General features: G+C 36.9%; 20 protein-coding genes and 1 tRNA gene. 15 read left to right on the top strand and 6 right to left on the bottom strand.

What is annotated here, in order from left to right; all coding sequences use genetic code 11:
• Positions 1-53: 53 nt before the first annotated feature.
• From lepA to B9T27_RS09875, 9 genes are read left to right on the top strand one after another with little or no spacing between them, the layout of a single operon-like run.
• Positions 54-1,871 carry a translation elongation factor 4 gene (lepA, locus tag B9T27_RS09915; protein ID WP_086206669.1) on the top strand — a complete coding sequence of 606 codons (1,818 nt, stop codon included), beginning with the start codon at positions 54-56 and terminating at the stop codon, positions 1,869-1,871.
• A 22-nt stretch (positions 1,872-1,893) separates the two neighbouring features.
• The gene (gene lepB, locus B9T27_RS09910) at positions 1,894-2,748 is read left to right on the top strand and encodes a signal peptidase I (RefSeq protein ID WP_086206668.1); all 855 of its coding nucleotides are present in this window, start codon (positions 1,894-1,896) and stop codon (positions 2,746-2,748) included.
• Positions 2,749-2,772: 24 nt separating this feature from the next.
• Positions 2,773-3,147 carry a DUF4845 domain-containing protein gene (locus B9T27_RS09905; protein ID WP_086206667.1) on the top strand — a complete coding sequence of 125 codons (375 nt, stop codon included), beginning with the start codon at positions 2,773-2,775 and terminating at the stop codon, positions 3,145-3,147.
• Positions 3,119-3,811, top strand: a complete 693-nt coding sequence (rnc, locus tag B9T27_RS09900; RefSeq protein WP_086206666.1) for a ribonuclease III — start codon at positions 3,119-3,121, stop codon at positions 3,809-3,811. The genes B9T27_RS09905 and rnc overlap by 29 nt, the downstream gene beginning before the upstream one ends.
• Positions 3,812-3,816: 5 nt before the next feature.
• A complete protein-coding gene (gene era, locus B9T27_RS09895; protein WP_086206665.1) occupies positions 3,817-4,845 on the top strand; it encodes a GTPase Era in 1,029 nt (342 codons plus the stop codon).
• A 28-nt stretch (positions 4,846-4,873) separates the two neighbouring features.
• A complete protein-coding gene (locus B9T27_RS09890; protein ID WP_086206664.1) occupies positions 4,874-5,071 on the top strand; it encodes an NF038104 family lipoprotein in 198 nt (65 codons plus the stop codon).
• Between the two features lie 11 nt (positions 5,072-5,082).
• The gene (recO, locus tag B9T27_RS09885) at positions 5,083-5,802 is read left to right on the top strand and encodes a DNA repair protein RecO (RefSeq protein WP_086206663.1); all 720 of its coding nucleotides are present in this window, start codon (positions 5,083-5,085) and stop codon (positions 5,800-5,802) included.
• 32 nt (positions 5,803-5,834) lie between these two features.
• Positions 5,835-6,560 carry a pyridoxine 5'-phosphate synthase gene (gene pdxJ, locus B9T27_RS09880; RefSeq protein WP_086206662.1) on the top strand — a complete coding sequence of 242 codons (726 nt, stop codon included), beginning with the start codon at positions 5,835-5,837 and terminating at the stop codon, positions 6,558-6,560.
• A 43-nt stretch (positions 6,561-6,603) separates the two neighbouring features.
• Positions 6,604-7,248, top strand: coding sequence for a tRNA-(ms[2]io[6]A)-hydroxylase (locus B9T27_RS09875; RefSeq protein ID WP_086206661.1), 645 nt, complete (start codon positions 6,604-6,606; stop codon positions 7,246-7,248).
• Positions 7,249-7,385: 137 nt separating this feature from the next.
• Here B9T27_RS09875 and B9T27_RS09870 read toward each other — a convergent pair.
• Positions 7,386-7,461, bottom strand: a tRNA-Asn gene (locus B9T27_RS09870).
• A gap of 247 nt (positions 7,462-7,708) precedes the next feature.
• On the opposite strand from B9T27_RS09870, the gene B9T27_RS09865 reads away from it, so the two are divergent.
• The gene (locus B9T27_RS09865) at positions 7,709-8,167 is read left to right on the top strand and encodes a hypothetical protein (protein ID WP_086206660.1); all 459 of its coding nucleotides are present in this window, start codon (positions 7,709-7,711) and stop codon (positions 8,165-8,167) included.
• A gap of 78 nt (positions 8,168-8,245) precedes the next feature.
• Here the strand turns inward: B9T27_RS09865 and B9T27_RS09860 are convergent, their stop codons facing one another.
• Both B9T27_RS09860 and B9T27_RS09855 read right to left on the bottom strand, forming a co-directional pair.
• Entirely contained in the window at positions 8,246-8,683 is a 438-nt protein-coding gene (locus tag B9T27_RS09860; RefSeq protein WP_086206659.1) for a PaaI family thioesterase, read from the bottom strand.
• Positions 8,684-8,765: 82 nt separating this feature from the next.
• Complete coding sequence (locus B9T27_RS09855; protein ID WP_086206658.1) at positions 8,766-9,011, bottom strand: hypothetical protein; 246 nt, start codon at positions 9,009-9,011, stop codon at positions 8,766-8,768.
• Between the two features lie 216 nt (positions 9,012-9,227).
• Here B9T27_RS09855 and B9T27_RS09850 point away from each other — a divergent pair, with 216 nt between their 5' ends.
• Together B9T27_RS09850 and B9T27_RS09845 are read left to right on the top strand one after the other, a co-directional pair.
• A complete protein-coding gene (locus tag B9T27_RS09850) occupies positions 9,228-9,641 on the top strand; it encodes a GFA family protein (protein WP_086206657.1) in 414 nt (137 codons plus the stop codon).
• Positions 9,642-9,733: 92 nt separating this feature from the next.
• Complete coding sequence (locus tag B9T27_RS09845; protein WP_086206656.1) at positions 9,734-10,600, top strand: DMT family transporter; 867 nt, start codon at positions 9,734-9,736, stop codon at positions 10,598-10,600.
• Positions 10,601-10,669: 69 nt separating this feature from the next.
• On the opposite strand, the gene B9T27_RS09840 is transcribed toward B9T27_RS09845, so the two are convergent.
• On the bottom strand, positions 10,670-11,896 hold the full coding sequence (locus tag B9T27_RS09840) for a pyridoxal phosphate-dependent aminotransferase (protein ID WP_086206655.1): 1,227 nt from the start codon (positions 11,894-11,896) through the stop codon (positions 10,670-10,672).
• Positions 11,897-12,121: 225 nt separating this feature from the next.
• Between B9T27_RS09840 and B9T27_RS09835 the strand changes: the two genes are divergently transcribed.
• Positions 12,122-12,304: a hypothetical protein gene (locus B9T27_RS09835; protein WP_086206654.1), complete on the top strand. Its 183-nt coding sequence runs from the start codon at positions 12,122-12,124 to the stop codon at positions 12,302-12,304.
• Between the two features lie 62 nt (positions 12,305-12,366).
• Here B9T27_RS09835 and B9T27_RS09830 read toward each other — a convergent pair whose 3' ends face one another.
• Positions 12,367-13,806 carry a sensor domain-containing diguanylate cyclase gene (locus B9T27_RS09830; RefSeq protein WP_086206653.1) on the bottom strand — a complete coding sequence of 480 codons (1,440 nt, stop codon included), beginning with the start codon at positions 13,804-13,806 and terminating at the stop codon, positions 12,367-12,369.
• A gap of 259 nt (positions 13,807-14,065) precedes the next feature.
• On the bottom strand, positions 14,066-14,845 hold the full coding sequence (locus tag B9T27_RS09825; RefSeq protein ID WP_086206652.1) for a hypothetical protein: 780 nt from the start codon (positions 14,843-14,845) through the stop codon (positions 14,066-14,068).
• Between the two features lie 264 nt (positions 14,846-15,109).
• On the opposite strand from B9T27_RS09825, the gene uvrB reads away from it, so the two are divergent.
• Together uvrB and B9T27_RS09815 are read left to right on the top strand one after the other, a co-directional pair.
• The gene (uvrB, locus tag B9T27_RS09820) at positions 15,110-17,131 is read left to right on the top strand and encodes an excinuclease ABC subunit UvrB (protein WP_086206651.1); all 2,022 of its coding nucleotides are present in this window, start codon (positions 15,110-15,112) and stop codon (positions 17,129-17,131) included.
• 156 nt (positions 17,132-17,287) lie between these two features.
• Positions 17,288-17,827, top strand: a complete 540-nt coding sequence (locus B9T27_RS09815) for a lipocalin family protein (RefSeq protein ID WP_228146202.1) — start codon at positions 17,288-17,290, stop codon at positions 17,825-17,827.
• Positions 17,828-17,928 lie beyond the last annotated feature (101 nt).

The following is a 17,928-nucleotide window of genomic DNA, read 5'->3' as shown; positions in this document are numbered from 1 at the left end:
TGCTATGTAGTTTGAATTTCATACATAGCGCATTTTATCGTTCAAGGTAGCCCATGGCGCAAGCTAAAAAATCTGTTGATATCAAAAATATACGTAATTTTTCGATTATCGCTCACATCGATCACGGCAAGTCGACTCTAGCTGACCGTTTTATTCAGACTTGTGGTGGTTTACAAGACCGAGAAATGCAGGCTCAAGTTTTAGACTCAATGGAGTTGGAGCGCGAGCGTGGGATTACGATTAAAGCCACTTCTGTGACTTTGTATTACACTCATCCTAATGGTCAAGAGTATCAGCTTAACTTTATTGATACCCCGGGACATGTCGATTTCTCTTATGAAGTGTCGCGTTCTTTGGCTGCTTGCGAAGGTGCATTACTGGTTGTTGATGCTGCACAAGGTGTAGAAGCTCAGTCTGTTGCAAATTGCTATACCGCAATTGAGCAAGGGCTTGAAGTTCTCCCAGTTCTCAATAAAATTGATTTACCTCAGGCTGAGCCTGAGCGTGTTATTCATGAAATTGAAGAAATTATTGGGATTGAAGCAAGCGATGCACCTACATGTTCTGCAAAAACAGGGCTGGGTGTTGCCGGTGTGCTTGAAACTTTGGTAGAAGTTATTCCAGCACCTGAAGGTGATCGAGATGCACCATTACAAGCTTTAATTGTTGACTCTTGGTTTGACAACTATTTAGGTGTGGTATCTTTGGTTCGGATCAAGCATGGTCGTGTGCGTAAAGGCGATAAAATGTTGATTAAATCAACAGGTCAAACGCATATCATTACTTCAGTGGGTATTTTTAACCCAAAACATACTGAAACAGGTATGTTGGAAGCGGGTGAAGTTGGCTTTATTATTGCTGGGATTAAAGATATTTTTGGTGCGCCAGTGGGTGATACTATTACTTTATCGGCGACACCAGATGTTAAAACGTTACCAGGTTTTAAAAAGGTTAAGCCGCAGGTTTATGCGGGCTTATTCCCAATTGATGCTAGTGACTTTGAACCTTTCCGTGAAGCATTGCATAAATTACAAATTAACGACTCATCCTTGTTTTTTGAACCTGAAAGTTCAGATGCACTTGGTTTTGGTTTCCGTTGTGGCTTCTTGGGAATGCTACATATGGAGATCGTACAAGAACGTTTAGAACGTGAATATGATTTAGATATCATCACCTCTGCACCAACAGTGATTTACGAATCATTGATGAAAACAGGTGAAACAATCTATATCGACAGTCCATCAAAAATGCCTGATGGTTCAACTGTTGAAGACTTACGTGAACCTATTGCAGAGTGTCATATTTTAGTGCCTCAAGAATACTTAGGTAATGTGATGACCTTGTGTATTGAGCGCCGTGGCGTACAAAAAGATATGAAGTTCTTGGGTAACCAAGTCTCTGTTACTTTTGAAATCCCTATGGCAGAAGTAGTGATGGATTTCTTTGATCGCTTGAAGTCATGTTCGCGTGGTTTTGCATCGCTTGACTATAGCTTTGTACGTTTTGAAAGTTCATCTTTAGTGAAGGTTGATGTCTTAATTAATGGTGAAAAAGTTGATGCTTTGGCGATGATTTGTCATCGTAATGATGCACGACATCGTGGTATTGCCTTAGTTGATAAGATGAAAGATTTGATTCCACGTCAAATGTTTGATGTAGCGATTCAAGCGGCGATTGGTGCGCAAATTATTGCCAGATCAACGGTTAAAGCAATGCGTAAAAACGTATTGGCAAAATGTTATGGTGGTGACGTTTCTCGTAAGAAGAAACTGTTATCTAAACAAAAAGAAGGTAAGAAGCGCATGAAACAAGTGGGTAGTGTTGAAATCCCACAAGAAGCATTCTTAGCTGTATTGAAAGTAGAACGATAAAAAGACAGAGGTCATATAGCTCATGGATTTTGATTTTAATTTAATTCTTGTACCTGCAACCTTGATCTTTTTTGGATTGTGGTTGCTTGATAAGTTCGTATTGAAACAACGTGCGACGAAAGGTAAAGGGAATGAAAATTTTATTATTACCTGGGCATATGACTTTTGGCCAGTACTGGCTGTGGTTTTAGTATTACGTTCTTTTTTCTTTGAACCCTTTAATATTCCATCAGATTCTATGGTACCAACTTTAGAAACGGGTGATTATATTTTGGTAAATAAATTTCAGTACGGGGTACGCCTACCGATTGTTAACACCAAGGTGATTGATGTTGGTGAGCCACAACGTGGTGATGTTACGGTGTTTAAGTATCCTGAAAATCCAAAAATTAGCTATATTAAACGTATTATTGGTTTGCCTGGTGATCATATCGAGTTTGATCGTGGTCAATTGATCATTAATGGTCAAAAGGTGAAGCAAGTTCCAACGGAATTTAGCCGTGAAAAAGATATTTTGGACACACCAAAATCGATTTATTATACTGAAACAATGGGGACACATCAGCATTTAGTCCGGTTGCTTGAAGGGCAAAATACTTTGGTCTCTGCATTTAATTATGCTCAAGCAAAGAAAGATTTGCCATATGTTGCAACGGCCAATGATCGTTTTGTAAAATCAAATGGTCAAAGCTGGGAAGTAACTGTACCGAAAGGTCATTATTTTGCAATGGGCGATAATCGTGATCAAAGTGCAGATAGTCGTTTTTGGGGTTTTGTACCAGAAGAGAATTTAACGGGGCATGCAATTTATATCTGGATGCATAAAGAACCAGGATTGCATTTACCTTCGTTTAGTCGTAATGGTCCAATTAATTAAAAATGAAGTTGTTGGATAATAACAATGCGTAAAAATCAACAAGGTACATCGTATATTGGGATTCTATTTGGGGTAGTGGCATTTGCATTTATTGTGAAAATCATAATTGCAGTATGGCCAAGCTACTGGGATGATCGTGTGATAGATAAGCAAATTGAGGAGGAGATTGTAGCAAGTCCTTCAACTATCACACCTTCTGCATTTGCAAGTAAGATGAGCCAGCGTTTGGATATGAATAATATTCGTGATATTAAGTTTAATGATATTGCGACCGTTTCAACAAAAGATGGTTTAGCAGTGATTAAAAAATATGAAGTAAGAAAGCCTTTCGTACTGAATATTGATTTAGTCCTAACATTCGAGAAGAGTTTTGATCAAAGGTCAGTTCAAAGTAAGTGATCCACGCTTACCTAGTCGTATTGGTTATCAGTTTCAAAAAATTGAGTTATTGCAACTTGCATTAACACATCGGTCGGTTAGTCATAGACATAATTATGAACGCCTAGAATTTCTAGGTGATGCATTGTTGGGAATGATTATTGCAAATTATCTATATCGTACATACCCTCATGAAAATGAAGGGCGATTAACACGTATGAGAGCAACTTTGGTTCGCCAAGAAGCTTTAGGTAAAATTGCCAATGATCTTAAATTGAGTCATAGTTTAATATTAAGCACTGGTGAATTAAAATCAGGCGGTCATCATCGTGAATCGATTCTCGCGGATACGGTAGAGTCGATTATCGGCGCGATTTATATGGACTGTTCAGATTTAACTATTTTAGAACCTATTGTTTTAAAGTGGTATGAACCATATTTAGAACATATTGAACCCACAGATCAATTGAAAGATCCCAAGTCGCGCTTACAGGAATATCTACAAGCACGTAAAAAACCTCTCCCAGTTTACGAGGTTGTAGATATTCAGGGTGATGCACCCAACCAGCATTTTAAAGTAGAATGTGTGGTCGCGGGCTTATCCAATTTGGTCGGTGAGGGGTCTAGTCGTCGTTTTGCTGAACAAGCAGTTGCGGCAGAATTTTTAAAGCTATTGGAGCAATAACCTTCATGTCGATTCAAAATGATCAGAATGAAACAGATCAGCCTGCGAAAACAGAAAGTAATGATTTGTTAGATCAGTTCTTTAGTTCACAAGGTGCCGTAATTCCTGCAGATTATAAAAGTGGGTTTGTTGCAATTGTTGGACGTCCAAATGTAGGTAAATCTACATTGATGAACCACTTGTTGGGTCAAAAACTTTCAATTACTTCGCGTAAACCACAAACGACACGTCATAAAATCATCGGTATTGATAGCCGTGAAAAGTCACAAGCAGTATTTGTGGATACACCGGGGATGCATAAAAAAGAAGTTCGTGCCATCAATAAGATGATGAATCGTGCGGCATCTTCTGCTTTACGTGATGTTAACTTGGTTTTATTTGTAGTAGATGCACAAAAGTGGACTCAAAACGATGAATTGGTTTTGGAAAAACTTCAAAATGCTGAAATGCCAGTTATTTTAGTTATTAATAAGTTGGATACACTTGAAAATAAAAATGCAGCGCTGCCTTTGATTCAAGAACGTGCCAAATTAATGAATTTTGCTGAAATTGTCCCTGTGTCTGCATTGCAAGGTTCAAATTTAGATCATTTGCGTAATGTGATTGAGCAATATTTACCATTCCAGCCACCACTGTATTCAATGGATCAAGTCACAGATCGTTCAGAGCGTTTTCTGGCGAGTGAGATTATTCGTGAGAAAATCATGCGTCAGTTGGGTGAGGAATTACCGTACGATTTAACCGTGCAAATTGAGTCATTTAAGACTGAAGAAGCGACGGTGCATGAAAAAACGGGTCGTCCTAAACCAGCGTGTACTTATATTGATGCAACGATTTTTGTCGATCGCCAAGGCCAAAAAGCTATCGTGATTGGTGATAAAGGCTCGAAGCTGAAAAAAATTGGAATGGATGCGCGTGCGGATATGGAAAAAATGTTCGAACAAAAAATCATGCTTACACTTTGGGTGAAAGTTAAAGGTGGTTGGTCGGATGATGAGCGTGCACTTAAAAGTTTAGGTTATAGCGATATCTAATTTAATAATTTCTTAAGAGTGAATCGTAATGATTAAAGTACTGACAATTCTTACCTGCATATTTATGCTACAAGGCTGTATTACTAAGATTGTTACGGTTCCTGTTAAGGTCGCGTATAAAACCACGAAAGGTGTGGTAAAGGGCACTGCCGCTGTTGTGGGTGCGATCATCCCAGATGGAGAGGATGAAGAAGATCAAACTAAGAAGAAAAACAAGGATGATTAAGCGATTGTACGATGCGTAATGAAGTCCTGCATGGCTATTTAATTCATCATCGAAAATATCGTGAACGCAGCCATATTGTACATTTATTTACTCAGGAACATGGCCGAGTTGATGGGATTTTAAGGCATATCCCCCCCCCACAGTATCAGCCGATTACTGTGCAAGCATCAGGCAAAGGTGAGCTTAAAAACTTTTCTAAAATTGAGATATTAAATCAGCCTATTTTTTTTTATGGTGATGCTTTTTTTTCAGGTTTTTATTTAAATGAGCTTTTATTGAGACTTTGTCCTCTGGAAGTTGCTATGCCTGACACTTTTGTGCAATATCACCTGACTTTAGATCATTTGCAAAAAATATCGACTCATCCAACAGCAGATTTATTCTTAAGACAAATTTTACGTCAATTTGAACATGCTTTACTTGAAGAGCTGGGTTATCCTTTAGATTATACACATGCTGCTCAACAGCAGATGATAGATCCTCATTTGCGTTATCAATTTCAGTTGTCTGAGGGTTTTATTCCTGTTTCACATACTTCTTCTGCGACTCTCATTGGTGAGCAAATATTGAGTATGCAAAGTTATCAAAAGGGTGGGGATTTTACGCCGGAACAGTTACAATTGTTGACTAAGCTTTACCGGCAGATGATTACTTCTTTGCTGGGAGATCGACCACTAAAAAGTCGTCAATTGTGGATTCAAAATACGCAATCGAAAAATTCTATTCAATAAATTTTAAATTAAAAGCTAGTAAGGAAAAAGTTATGGCTGCATTGCTTGGTGTAAACATTGATCATGTTGCGACTTTACGACAAGCGCGTGGTACGACTTATCCTGATCCTGTGGAAGCAGCACTAATTTGTGAGCAAGCAGGAGCTGAGGGGATTACCCTGCATCTTCGTGAAGATCGTCGTCACATTCAAGATGATGATGTGCGTCGTATGCGCCCAGTGTTAACCACTCGAATGAATTTAGAACTCGCAGTTACCGATGAAATGGTGGCATTTGCGCAAGAGATTAAACCGCATTTTGTGTGTTTTGTTCCTGAAAAGCGCGAAGAAGTAACCACTGAAGGTGGGCTTGATGTGGTGGGGCATTTTGAGGATGTCAAAGCAGCAACCCAAGCCTTAATATCGGTAGGTAGTGAAGTTTCTTTATTTATTGATGCTGATTTTGCACAAATTGATGCTGCGCTTGCCTGCGGTGCTTCAACAATTGAATTACATACTGGTGCATATGCCAATGCTGAAACAGAACAGGCTCAGCAATTAGAATTGCAACGTATTATCAAAGGTACTGAGTATGCCGCAGCGAAAGGCTTGGTGGTGAATGCTGGACATGGTTTGAATTTAGAAAATGTTACTGCTATTGCGGCTATTCCACAAATTAATGAGTTGAATATTGGGCACTCGATTATTGCTGAAAGTGTTTTTGTGGGGTTAGTACAAGCTGTACAAGATATGAGTGCTGCTATTCATGCTGCACGTTAATTTTCCTGTTTATTTTTAATTCGGCTGTTATTGAATATTAATCATGTCAAATATTAAATATGATGAACTGATGCAACCTGTAATTGCTTTTTTAGGTTGTGAAACACCTAAGGCTTGGTTGGATGAAGCAATTAATAATCTCCCATTGTTAATGCAAGACCATGCTAATTGTGAAAAAAAAGCAGCAGGAACAGCGATGAACCTGATGTTTCGCTATAGCTTTTTTACAGATTTACAGGTCAAACTGGCTCAATTGGTTCGTGAGGAAATGTTACATTACGAGCAAGTTTTAGAGTTAATGGCGAAGCGTGGCCAAGAATGGAAAGCAGTAAGTGCGGGGCGTTATGCTGGTGTATTACGTAAAGAAATTCGTACTTATGAACCAGAAGCATTGATTGATATATTGGTTATCGGTGCTTTTGTAGAAGCACGTTCATGTGAGCGGTTTTATGCACTTGCGCCATTGGTAGATGATGAGTTGGGGCGTTATTATCGTTATTTGCTTAAGTCTGAGTCACGTCATTTTGAAGATTATTTAGCATTAGCAATGGATATTGCGAAGTCGTCAAAAATGAAAGATCCTGAAGAGGATATTCAACAGCGAATTGATTGGATTCGTGAAGTGGAGAAGAATCTAATTTTATCGGAAGATAAGACTTTTCGCTTCCATAGTGGTGTGCCTATTTAGGTTGTTTAATTCGTAATATAAAATCCTCTACTTATTAGAGGATTTTTTGATTTATTGTCATCACATTGTTATTTAAAAAAGTTATATTATTTTTAATATAAAAAATCCCACTATGATGATAGTGGGATTTTAGAATCTGGCTCTCCAACCTGGGCTCGAACCAGGGACCTGCGGATTAACAGTCCGTCGCTCTACCGACTGAGCTATTGGAGAATCTGGGTGTGATTATAAGGAGATTTATAGAATGGTCAAGTAATAGCTGTCATATTTTCTTTGTTTTTAGTGTGTATGCTTTTTATTTAGGCAAAAAGAAGAAGCTGCTTAAAAATAATGATTCGTGTGTTGCATAAATGAAAATGGCTTGTTAGATTGAATGCATAACAGAGCGTTTAAGCAAAAGCTTAAACAGTGTGGATTTCCCAACTTGCCAGCACTAAAATGGCTAAACAGGAGATAGCGAATGAATACGCTGACCATTCCCGAAATTTTTTCAAATATTGATTTTTATAAAGAAAATTATTTATCCATTCTTGCAAATACTGAAAAATATTACACCCATGTTGCGGATGCATTTATTCAAGTCTGGCCTGTTGGTACAATCGAATTGTATCTTGGTGATTTATTGCAGCTTTGGTTTAGTGAAAAATGGTTAATTAATTCACCGTGCCAATTATTACTAGAGAATTATACTCAAGGTCGTAAACAAGCTATTCAACGTGATCATGATTTATATCTTTATCAATTGAGTGGCAGTGCATTATCGGGAATTAATAATTCAAAAGTATGGTCTGTTTCTGAAAGTAAGCCATTATCATTATTGTTGGATAGTGTATTTAAATATTACTGTATTTATAGAGGGACTGAACGTCCTGAATTGAATCAACAACAACTGATTGAAGTATTAAAAACGGCAATTTAGTGGATAGATATAGTTTCTTATGACTGGTTAAGCATAATGATTTTCCAGTCATAAAATTTATAATTTGTATATTTTTGATTAAGGCCGAATAATCATACATGTTGCTGTTGCATGTGCATAGAGTTTGCCATCTTCATCGATAATTTTACCTTCTGAAATACCCAGATTCTTGCTCATATTAATGACTTGTCCAATCGCTAATAGTTCTTTATCTAATGGAATTGGACGACACATTTTAATATTGAGATCTATGGTGCCATAACCTACACCCGGTTCCAGCATGCTATGGATGGCACAACCAGTCACAGAATCTAATACCGTGGCAGCAAAGCCACCATGCACACCACCCAATGGATTTAAATGACGTTTATCAGCTTTGACATGGAAGCTTGCAGTCCCTTCTGAAATGGCATGCAAATCCATTGGGATCGTTTCACTGATACTAGCTCGAGGAATATCTCCATTGACCATAGCTTGTAGAAATTCGAGACCAGTCATTTCTTTGGGGTGCTTCATATTTTATCCTTAAAATTATTAAGTTCTAAAAAGGAACTTAATAATAAGTTAGTGATAAATGGATGAAATTGCAATGAGTTAATTAAGCATCTAATGTGTAAATTTTATCAAAACTATCAGAGCTTGCTAAAATACAAAGGGCAATTTTTTCACCTGTTGCCCATGTCGCTTGTGCGGACTGATGATCAACATCAATAATGTCTAGCTCTTTACATAAAGTCCGTGAACTTTCTATCACAATGAATTGAGGCGATTGTGGTTTTAAGCATTTCGCAATATATCGTTTTACATTCTGCTGTAGATAGACATCAATAATTTTATAGCGCATAAATATCAGAATACTTAATGTATTGTCTAAACAAAGTTTAAAATTATTTAGTTGATTTTACTATTTTATTTTTGTTTCAAATTCTTTTTTTATGACATAAATATGTATATAGAATTCTGTAAAAATGCAGAGCTATAGTAAGATTGATTAAATTATTAGTTTCTAGTAAGTCATTAAGCTTTTTAGTAAAAATTAGAAAAATAATGGAGAATTTGAATGGATGGTCAATGTGTATGTGGTCAGACTACTTTTAACGTTCAGCTAAAAAATCACAATGTGCACGCCTGCCATTGTGCTATTTGTCGTAGGCAAACCAGTGGTGTGATTATGACCATTGATATTAAGCAGGGCAGTTTAGAATTTATTAAGCAGGATCATCTATCTATATATGAATCTTCTGAATGGGGTGAACGTGGGTTTTGTAATCAATGCGCTACAATCTTATTTTGGCGTATGAAAGATCAAAGTTATTGTAATTTAAATGTCTTTGCATTAAATGAACCACCTAAAGATCTTACTTTTGATATGGAAATTTATATTGATCATAAACCTGAATTTTATAGTTTTACAAATGAAACTAAAAAACTGACAGAGTCAGATGTTGTTGCGTTATTTGGTGAAGAAAATTAAATATAATCAATTGATTTAAAAGTGATTAATATTTAAAAATGTTTTTTCTTTAAAGGTTAAATTGGTATGTCGTTGAATATGGATGCTCAACAGTGCTATTTAAAATAATTGTAGCAATGCTGGCTTTTGCAGCAAACTCAGTACTATGTCGTTTAGCTTTGGCTGATCAACAAATTGATCCAATGAGTTTTAGCATCATTCGAGTCAGCAGTGGAGCTATAGTACTTCTGATCATCTGGTTATTAACTACGGCACGCTTAAAAATTGAATGGAATATTAAAAATGCGATATTTCTTGCGATCTATATTTTAGCATTCTCATATGCTTATATTAAAATTGATGCTGGCGTAGGTGCACTTTTGCTGTTTGGTACAGTGCAATTGACTATGGTGTTTTATGGTATTTTTCATGGAGAGAAATTAAGCCTAAGGCGAGGGCTGGGTTTGGTGCTGGCTTTGTTCGGGATCATTGTTTTATTGTTGCCAGGCGCAGATGCCCCCAGTTTGTTTTATAGCTTAATTATGGGTATATCGGGGCTGGCTTGGGCTGCTTATAGTATATCGGGTAAGCGTATGTTGAATCCTTTATCTAGTACTTTGGCCAATTTCATTGTAGCTATGCCTATTATCCTGATTGCCAGTTTTATCTTTAGGTCAGATATTTTTATGAATACTAAGGGTATTGTGCTAGCAATGATTTCTGGTGGATTAACGTCAAGTGGCGCCTATGTATTGTGGTATTCTATTGTTAAAAAACTTGATCGCATCGCAGCGAGTACGGTTCAGTTGAGTGTGCCATGCTTGGCAATTTTAGGTGGTTCTTTATTTATTGGAGAGTCTGTGAGTTTAAGAGTGATATTATCGACTATCATGGTTTTATTTGGCATCGTCTTGGTTATATTCGCAACAACCAAAAAAACTGCATCAACAATAAATACTACATCTATCAATAAGACCTGAAGTGGTAATAAAAACCATGGGCAATAAAAAACCCGCAATCAATGCAGGTTTTTTAAATTTACGGATCGATTATTTTTCAGCAGCAATTGAAGCGATTGCAGCATCAACACCTTCAATCGAATCAGCAGCTTTTTTGATACGCGCTAGTGCATCCACTAACACTTCATCAGCAGTTGCATACGAAATACGCATGAAACCACCTAAACCGAATGCATCACCTGGAACTACAGCAACACCAGTTTCTTCCAATAACCATTCAGAGAATTCTGTGCAAGATTTTAAACCTTTAGCACGAATTAACGGTTTGATATTCGCGTAAGCATAGAATGCACCATCAGCAGGTAAGCAAGAGATACCGTTAATGTCATTTAAGCCATTCATCACCAAATCATGGCGACGTTTGAACGCTTCAATCATTGGTTTAAGAACATCTTGAGAGCCATTCAATGCAGCTTCAGCAGCAACTTGCGAAATTGAAGTTGGATTTGAAGTTGACTGAGATTGGATTTTTTTCATTGCGCCAATCAGTTTAGCAGGACCTGCCGCATAACCAATGCGCCATCCAGTCATTGCATAAGCTTTAGATACGCCATTAAGTACAATTACGCGATCATAAAGATCAGGTGCAACAGTAGCAATGTTGTAGAATTCATCATCCCAACGGATTGGTTCATACATGTCATCAGAAGCAATATATACTTCAGGATATTTACGAAGAACGTCAGCTAAAGCTTCGAGCTCAGCTTTTGTATAAATCATACCTGTAGGGTTCGAAGGGCTGTTTAAAACAACCAAACGCGTTTTATTGGTAATCGCAGCTTCTAATTGATCTGGTGTGATTTTGAAGCGTTGTTCTTCACCACATTTCACAATTACTGGAACACCTTCAGCAATAATCACCATGTCTGGATAGCTTACCCAATATGGTGCAGGGATGATTACTTCATCACCTTTGTTTAACAAAGCTAATGCTAGGTTAAAGAATGATTGCTTACCACCACAAGAAACCAAAATTTGGTTTGCTGCATAGTCTAAGTTGTTATCACGTTTTAATTTCGCAATAATTGCTTTTTTAAGGCCTGGCGTACCATCAACAGCAGTATATTTAGTGAAACCATTATTAATCGCTGCAATTGCGGCATCTTTGATGTGTTGCGGGGTGTCAAAATCAGGTTCACCAGCGCCCAAACCAATCACGTTTTTACCGGCAGCTTTAAGCTCGGCTGCTTTGTTGGTAACAGCGAGTGTTGGGGACGGTTTGATGGCATTTACACGATCAGAGAGACGTACGTCCACGGCAATATTCCTTCTTACTGGATAGGGATAAAAAATAAAAAGCAGACTATCTTAGCTTAAAAATAACAGATGCGTTGCCCAATATCTGTGCAAATTAATAAAAAGTACTTAAAAGTCTTAAATTATAGGGTATCAAAAAATTGAATTACGAAAATGGAAGGATCTTTGCTCGCACAGCATCTATTTTTTTCGTACAATATGTGCAGATTAAATTGAGTGAATCACATGAGCACCCAAAATTCTCCCAAGAAAAAACCTTTGGTTAATTTACCTTTTCCAATTAAGCAAGCAAATGATGCAAAAAGTGCGGATGAAGAAGTTGAAGATCTACGTCCAAAACCAAAGCCATATGCTGATCGCACATGGATGGCACCGCGTGGTACGCGTCGTTCATTCGGTAAACGTTAAATTTAGCGTTCATAAAAAATAGGTGCATTTGCACCTATTTTTTTTGTTTAATAAAAAGTGATTTAGGCTTTTGCAGATAAGGCATTGTAATAATCTTTTTTCTTTTGATACATGACTTGGTCGGCGCGTTTTAACATGCTTTCCACATTTTCATTTCCTAGAGTGGAAGCATGTCCTATTGCAATACTAATGGGGAGTGTCGAATAATATTGATTATCAATATTTAAGAGCTCTGTAATCGTTATAATTGTAGATTCCACTATTTTTTCATCCGCAGCAGACATTAAAATTACAAATTCATCTCCACCAATCCGAGAGGCGGTATAGCCAGTATTGCTCACGGTACGACTTAAGATATTTCCCATTCTTCGCAGCATATCATCCCCAATATCATGGCCTAAAGTATCATTAATTTCTTTTAAGCCATTCATGTCGATAAAAATTGCAGAAATAGGTCGAACCAAGCCACGTTCTAAGCGGTTTAATTCTTCAGTATAAAATAAGCGATTAAATAACTTGGTTAAGACATCATGTTTACCTAAATATTCTAAGTAGCTTTCAGCTTTTTTTCGTGCAGTAATATCCGTGAGTGCAACTTGAACTAAGCCCCAGTCCTCTTCATAACCTGGAAAAACAGTAAACTGTAACAGTACATTTCGTACCGAGCCATCAAGTGCGTAATTAATGGCTTCGCGTTGATGGTGAATTTTTCCATTCCATAGCTCTATTAATTGTTCTCTAAACGTTTGTTGCATTTCTTTAGCAAATATTTTATTTAAATTTTTAAATAAAATATTTTTATCAGTTGCTTTAAATAAGTCCAATGTCGCTTGATTAACATCTAAAATCAAAATTTCTTCAATGCATTGCTGGACAAAGTCTGCATGTACATCTAAAAAAGTACGAAAATCTTCAATGCCAATTTGACGTAATTGATTGATACGCATCTTTATGCGACTAAAATCTTCAACCCACAATGAGGTTGGAGAATAGACAAAACGAGCTTCAGCGAGAAGCCTATTTTTTTCTTCTAAACGACAGGCATTTTGATAATCAGTAACATCTTCTGTGGTAAGTAAGACTTGATCTAAATTTTGTTCGAAACCAGGTAGTACGATACCTCTTAATTTAATATCAAGTTTTTTCCCAGAAATCGTATAGTTAACTGTTGTGCTTGAAAACTCAGTGCTACCTGACCACAATGATACAAGTTCAATGATGTGGGATTTAAACATATCTCTCTGAAAGATAATGTTTAAATTTTCACAGAGATGGTTTAAGCTTTTTGCTTCAAAAAGTTGGAGTGTTTTACTATTTACTTTTAAAATTTTAATTTTATGAGCGCATAAAATAACACGTTCTAAATCTTCTTCTAGGTAAGATTTTAAGTCGGTAACGCCTTGTGATTTCCATAAATCAAATTGAATTTTTACATCACTATAATCTTCTAACCACATTGGTATAGGTGATATTTCAAAAATCGATGACTCTAATATAGCCATATAAAAGTTTCTATCTCTTTAATATATAATAATTAAAAATATACCCTAATATAGGTTTTATGGCAAAAATAAGAGTTATATGCTTTGCATCTCATAGTTACAAAATATTTTATACGGGTATTCCACTGTGATCAAAACGTAAAAAGACTTAATGTTAGTGAGCTGTACTAAAAATTATAGAAAGAATATGAAATATAAAGCTTAATGAATTATTGATCTTTAAGTATTTCTAAATAGACCATATCTTTCTAAAACAAACCTATTTTTTAGCTTTATTTGCTGCTCGTGGTGGTGCTATTTCTCGTTCACCATTCCATACATCGATAAAATCCTTTTCATTGATATTATATAGCTCTAATAAAGCTAAGATAACACCACCAAAAATTTCAGAATTTCGAGCATTATTTTCAAACTGAGAGATTTTATTTCGTAAGGTATTTAAAATATCGTTAATTTCAAAACTGCGATCCCGACCATTACTATCAATTGGATACATTGGAGTGTTAATGACAATAGTCGCTAAACTTTTTTCTGCATCGGTTAAGTTTAGCTTGGCAATTGCTTGGTCTAAATCATCACTAAAAATAACGTCATCATGAATAAAACTTTGGACTAAATGTTGGTTTAATTTAGGCAATGTTTTTTCGACAAAAGGTCTAAATGAACTCGGGAAAATCACATTATGTGAGATACCTTTAAACATTGGTGCAATTTCTTCGACTTTGTAGCCTGCAACACCACATCCGACCGCAGTAATGAAATATTTTGTTTTAGGATGGTTTTTAGTATAGATTTTAAAATCATCGATATAGTGTTGAATTTGGGAAAGGGGCATTTGTTGTAAATGCTCATTCATAGTAGGAATGGCATAACTTTGTCCTGACCAGCCACGACCGACACCTTTCATTGCACCAAAATTGAGTAGTGCTGTTTTTGCTGCTCCGCCTTGATGTGTGCCAGCCATATTGCTCCCAAATACAAAAACAGTATCTTCGGGTAAGTGCTTAATAATACTTTCATCATGATATTGGTAGGTCATGGTATTTCACATTTTTATCAGCGTATTTCCATGGTGCAATTGAATATCAAGCAGGTCAAGTGAAATTACTTGAATATAAAGAATATATCCCCATTATTAAAAGTTCGAATACTTATCAACTTGCTTAAAATTGTCGTTTTAGATCACGCTTCTCTGATTTTAATTTTATTAAGTAAAATTTAAAGTACATTGGATGGTTTATATAAGTCCGCGAAGCTGCATCTGATAAACTATACCTGTCCCTAAAACGTAGAGAGTCTATCTGTGAATGATCATCAGCCTTTTGAACTCGTCACCAATTACCAACCTGCGGGAGATCAACCACAGGCGATTGAAAAACTTGTCCAAGGGGTGAATAAAGGTTACCACGATCAATTATTACTTGGCGTAACTGGTTCAGGTAAAACTTACACCATGGCCAATGTAATTTCACAGTTACAACGACCGACGATTGTTATGGCGCATAACAAGACTTTGGCTGCACAATTGTATGGTGAATTTAAGTCATTTTTCCCGAACAATGCAGTGGAATATTTCGTTAGTTATTACGATTATTATCAGCCAGAAGCTTATGTACCCTCATCAGATACATTTATAGAAAAAGATTCTGCGATTAATGATCATATCGATCAGATGCGTCTTTCAGCAACGCGTTCATTATTAGAGCGTCGAGATGCGATTATTGTGGCATCAGTATCGGCTATTTATGGTTTGGGCGATCCAAATGCTTATATGAGCATGTTATTGCATATTGTGCAGGGTGATCGTATTAGCCGCGATGACATCATTCGTCGTTTGGTTGAAATGCAATATACGCGAAATGAACTGGAGTTCTTACGAGGTACCTATCGAATTCGCGGCGAAATTATTGATATTTTTCCTGCGGAATCGGATCAACATGCTATTCGGATTGAATTATTTGATGATGAAGTGGATTCCATTCGTTGGTTTGATCCAATTAATGGGAAATTGGTGCGTAAAGCGCCACGTGTCACTATTTATCCTAAAAGTCATTATGTTACGCCAAAAGATAATTTAACCCGAGCGATTGGTACTATTCGTGACGAATTAGCAGAGCGCTTAATTTTCTTTAAAGAACACGATAAATTACTTGAAGCACAGCGGATTGAACAACGCACGCGTTATGATTTAGAAATGATGCAGCAGTTGGGTTATACCAATGGTATCGAAAACTATTCACGACATTTATCTGGTCGACCATCTGGTGAAGCACCACCGACCTTATTTGATTATTTACCAGATGATGCATTACTCATTATTGATGAATCACATGTGACCGTGCCACAAATTGGTGCCATGTATAAAGGGGACCGCTCTCGTAAAGAAAATTTAGTGAATTATGGGTTCCGCTTACCCAGTGCCTTAGATAATCGCCCAATGCAATTTGAAGAGTGGGAGCGCATTGTTCCAATGACTATCTATGTCAGTGCTACACCAGCGAAGTACGAATTAGAAAAATCTGAACAAATTGCAGAACAGGTAGTACGTCCAACGGGATTACTCGATCCTGAGATTGAAGTACGCCCAGTGCTTACCCAAGTAGATGATGTTTTATCTGAAATTAACATTCGTGCAGCATTGAATGAGCGAGTTTTGATTACCACTTTGACTAAGCGGATGGCGGAAGATTTAACCTCTTACCTAAAAGAGTACGGGGTAAAAGTCGCGTATTTACACTCCGATATTGATACGGTGGAGCGAGTCAAAATTATTCATGAACTGCGTACTGGTATACATGATGTGTTAATTGGGATTAACTTATTGCGTGAAGGTTTGGATATGCCAGAAGTATCTTTGGTCGCCATCCTAGATGCAGATAAAGAGGGATTCTTGCGTTCAGAGCGTGCGTTGATTCAAACCATTGGTCGAGCGGCACGTAATGTGAAGGGTAAAGCGATTCTTTATGCTGATCGTATTACTGAATCTATGCGTAAAGCGATTGAGGAAACCGAACGTCGTCGTGAAAAGCAGATGGAGTTTAATAAAGAGCATGGTATTACTCCGCGCAGTACCGTACGTCAGGCGATTCGTGAAATTGATACAGGTGAAATACTTGAAGATGATCAATTTGACGATCCAATCATTGGTCAAGTAAAAGCTTTAACTGCAGATGAACGTCATATTTTATCTGATATGAAATTATTCACAAAGCACATGAGTAAGTTGGAAAAAGAGATGCTAAAGGCATCAAAAGAATTGCAGTTTGAGCAAGCAGCCCGTTTGCGTGATGAAATTGTAAGATTGAAAACGCATATGTTGAAATAATGTAATAGCTTTTAGCTCTAAAGCTACATTTCAATACAATGCAAGCTCAAAAATATCTCTATCTTTTATAAAGCAATAAATAAAAGATAGAGGTGTGAATAACATATTATGAATAATAATTTAATCACTTATAGCACTGCTATAGGCATAAAAATAATGTGCAGCACAGTATTGCTGTCGTGTCTTATCGGTACGCAATCCGTCTATGCGGACAAGCAACCATTACATACTGTAGAAAGGGTTGAGCTGGATAAGTATTTGGGTGTTTGGTATGAAATTGCACGAAAACCGATGTATTTTCAAAATCAATGTGCCCGTGATGTCACTGCGCGATATACCGTTAATGAGAATGGGAATATTGCAGTTGATAATCGTTGTTATAATGAGAATGGCGTATTACAGCAAGCTTTAGGCGAGGCTTTTGTCATCAACCCGCCTTTTAATAGTAAATTGAAAGTGGGGTTTTTACCCGAGGCGATTCGTTGGGTGCCTATTGTAAGAGGGGATTATTGGATTCTAAAATTAGATGAAAATTATCAGATGGCTTTAGTGGGGGAACCTAGCCGGAAATACTTGTGGTTGCTCTCGCGTGAACAACATCCTGATACTGAATTGGTCAATGAATATCTGAACTATGCAAAATCAATTGGTTATAATCTAAAAGATATTATCCGAACTGAGCAGACTGAGCCTTGATTAATTGTGAGTCCAACATTGAATCAATAGAGGATTTTTAGAATCCGGACAGATTAAATAATAAAGATAATGACTCGATAAAGTTGAAATTTAAGAATATA

This window comes from Acinetobacter sp. ANC 4648, from assembly GCF_002135345.1.
In the GTDB taxonomy this organism is placed as follows: domain Bacteria; phylum Pseudomonadota; class Gammaproteobacteria; order Pseudomonadales; family Moraxellaceae; genus Acinetobacter.
This window is presented reverse-complemented; position numbering and strand designations above follow the sequence as displayed.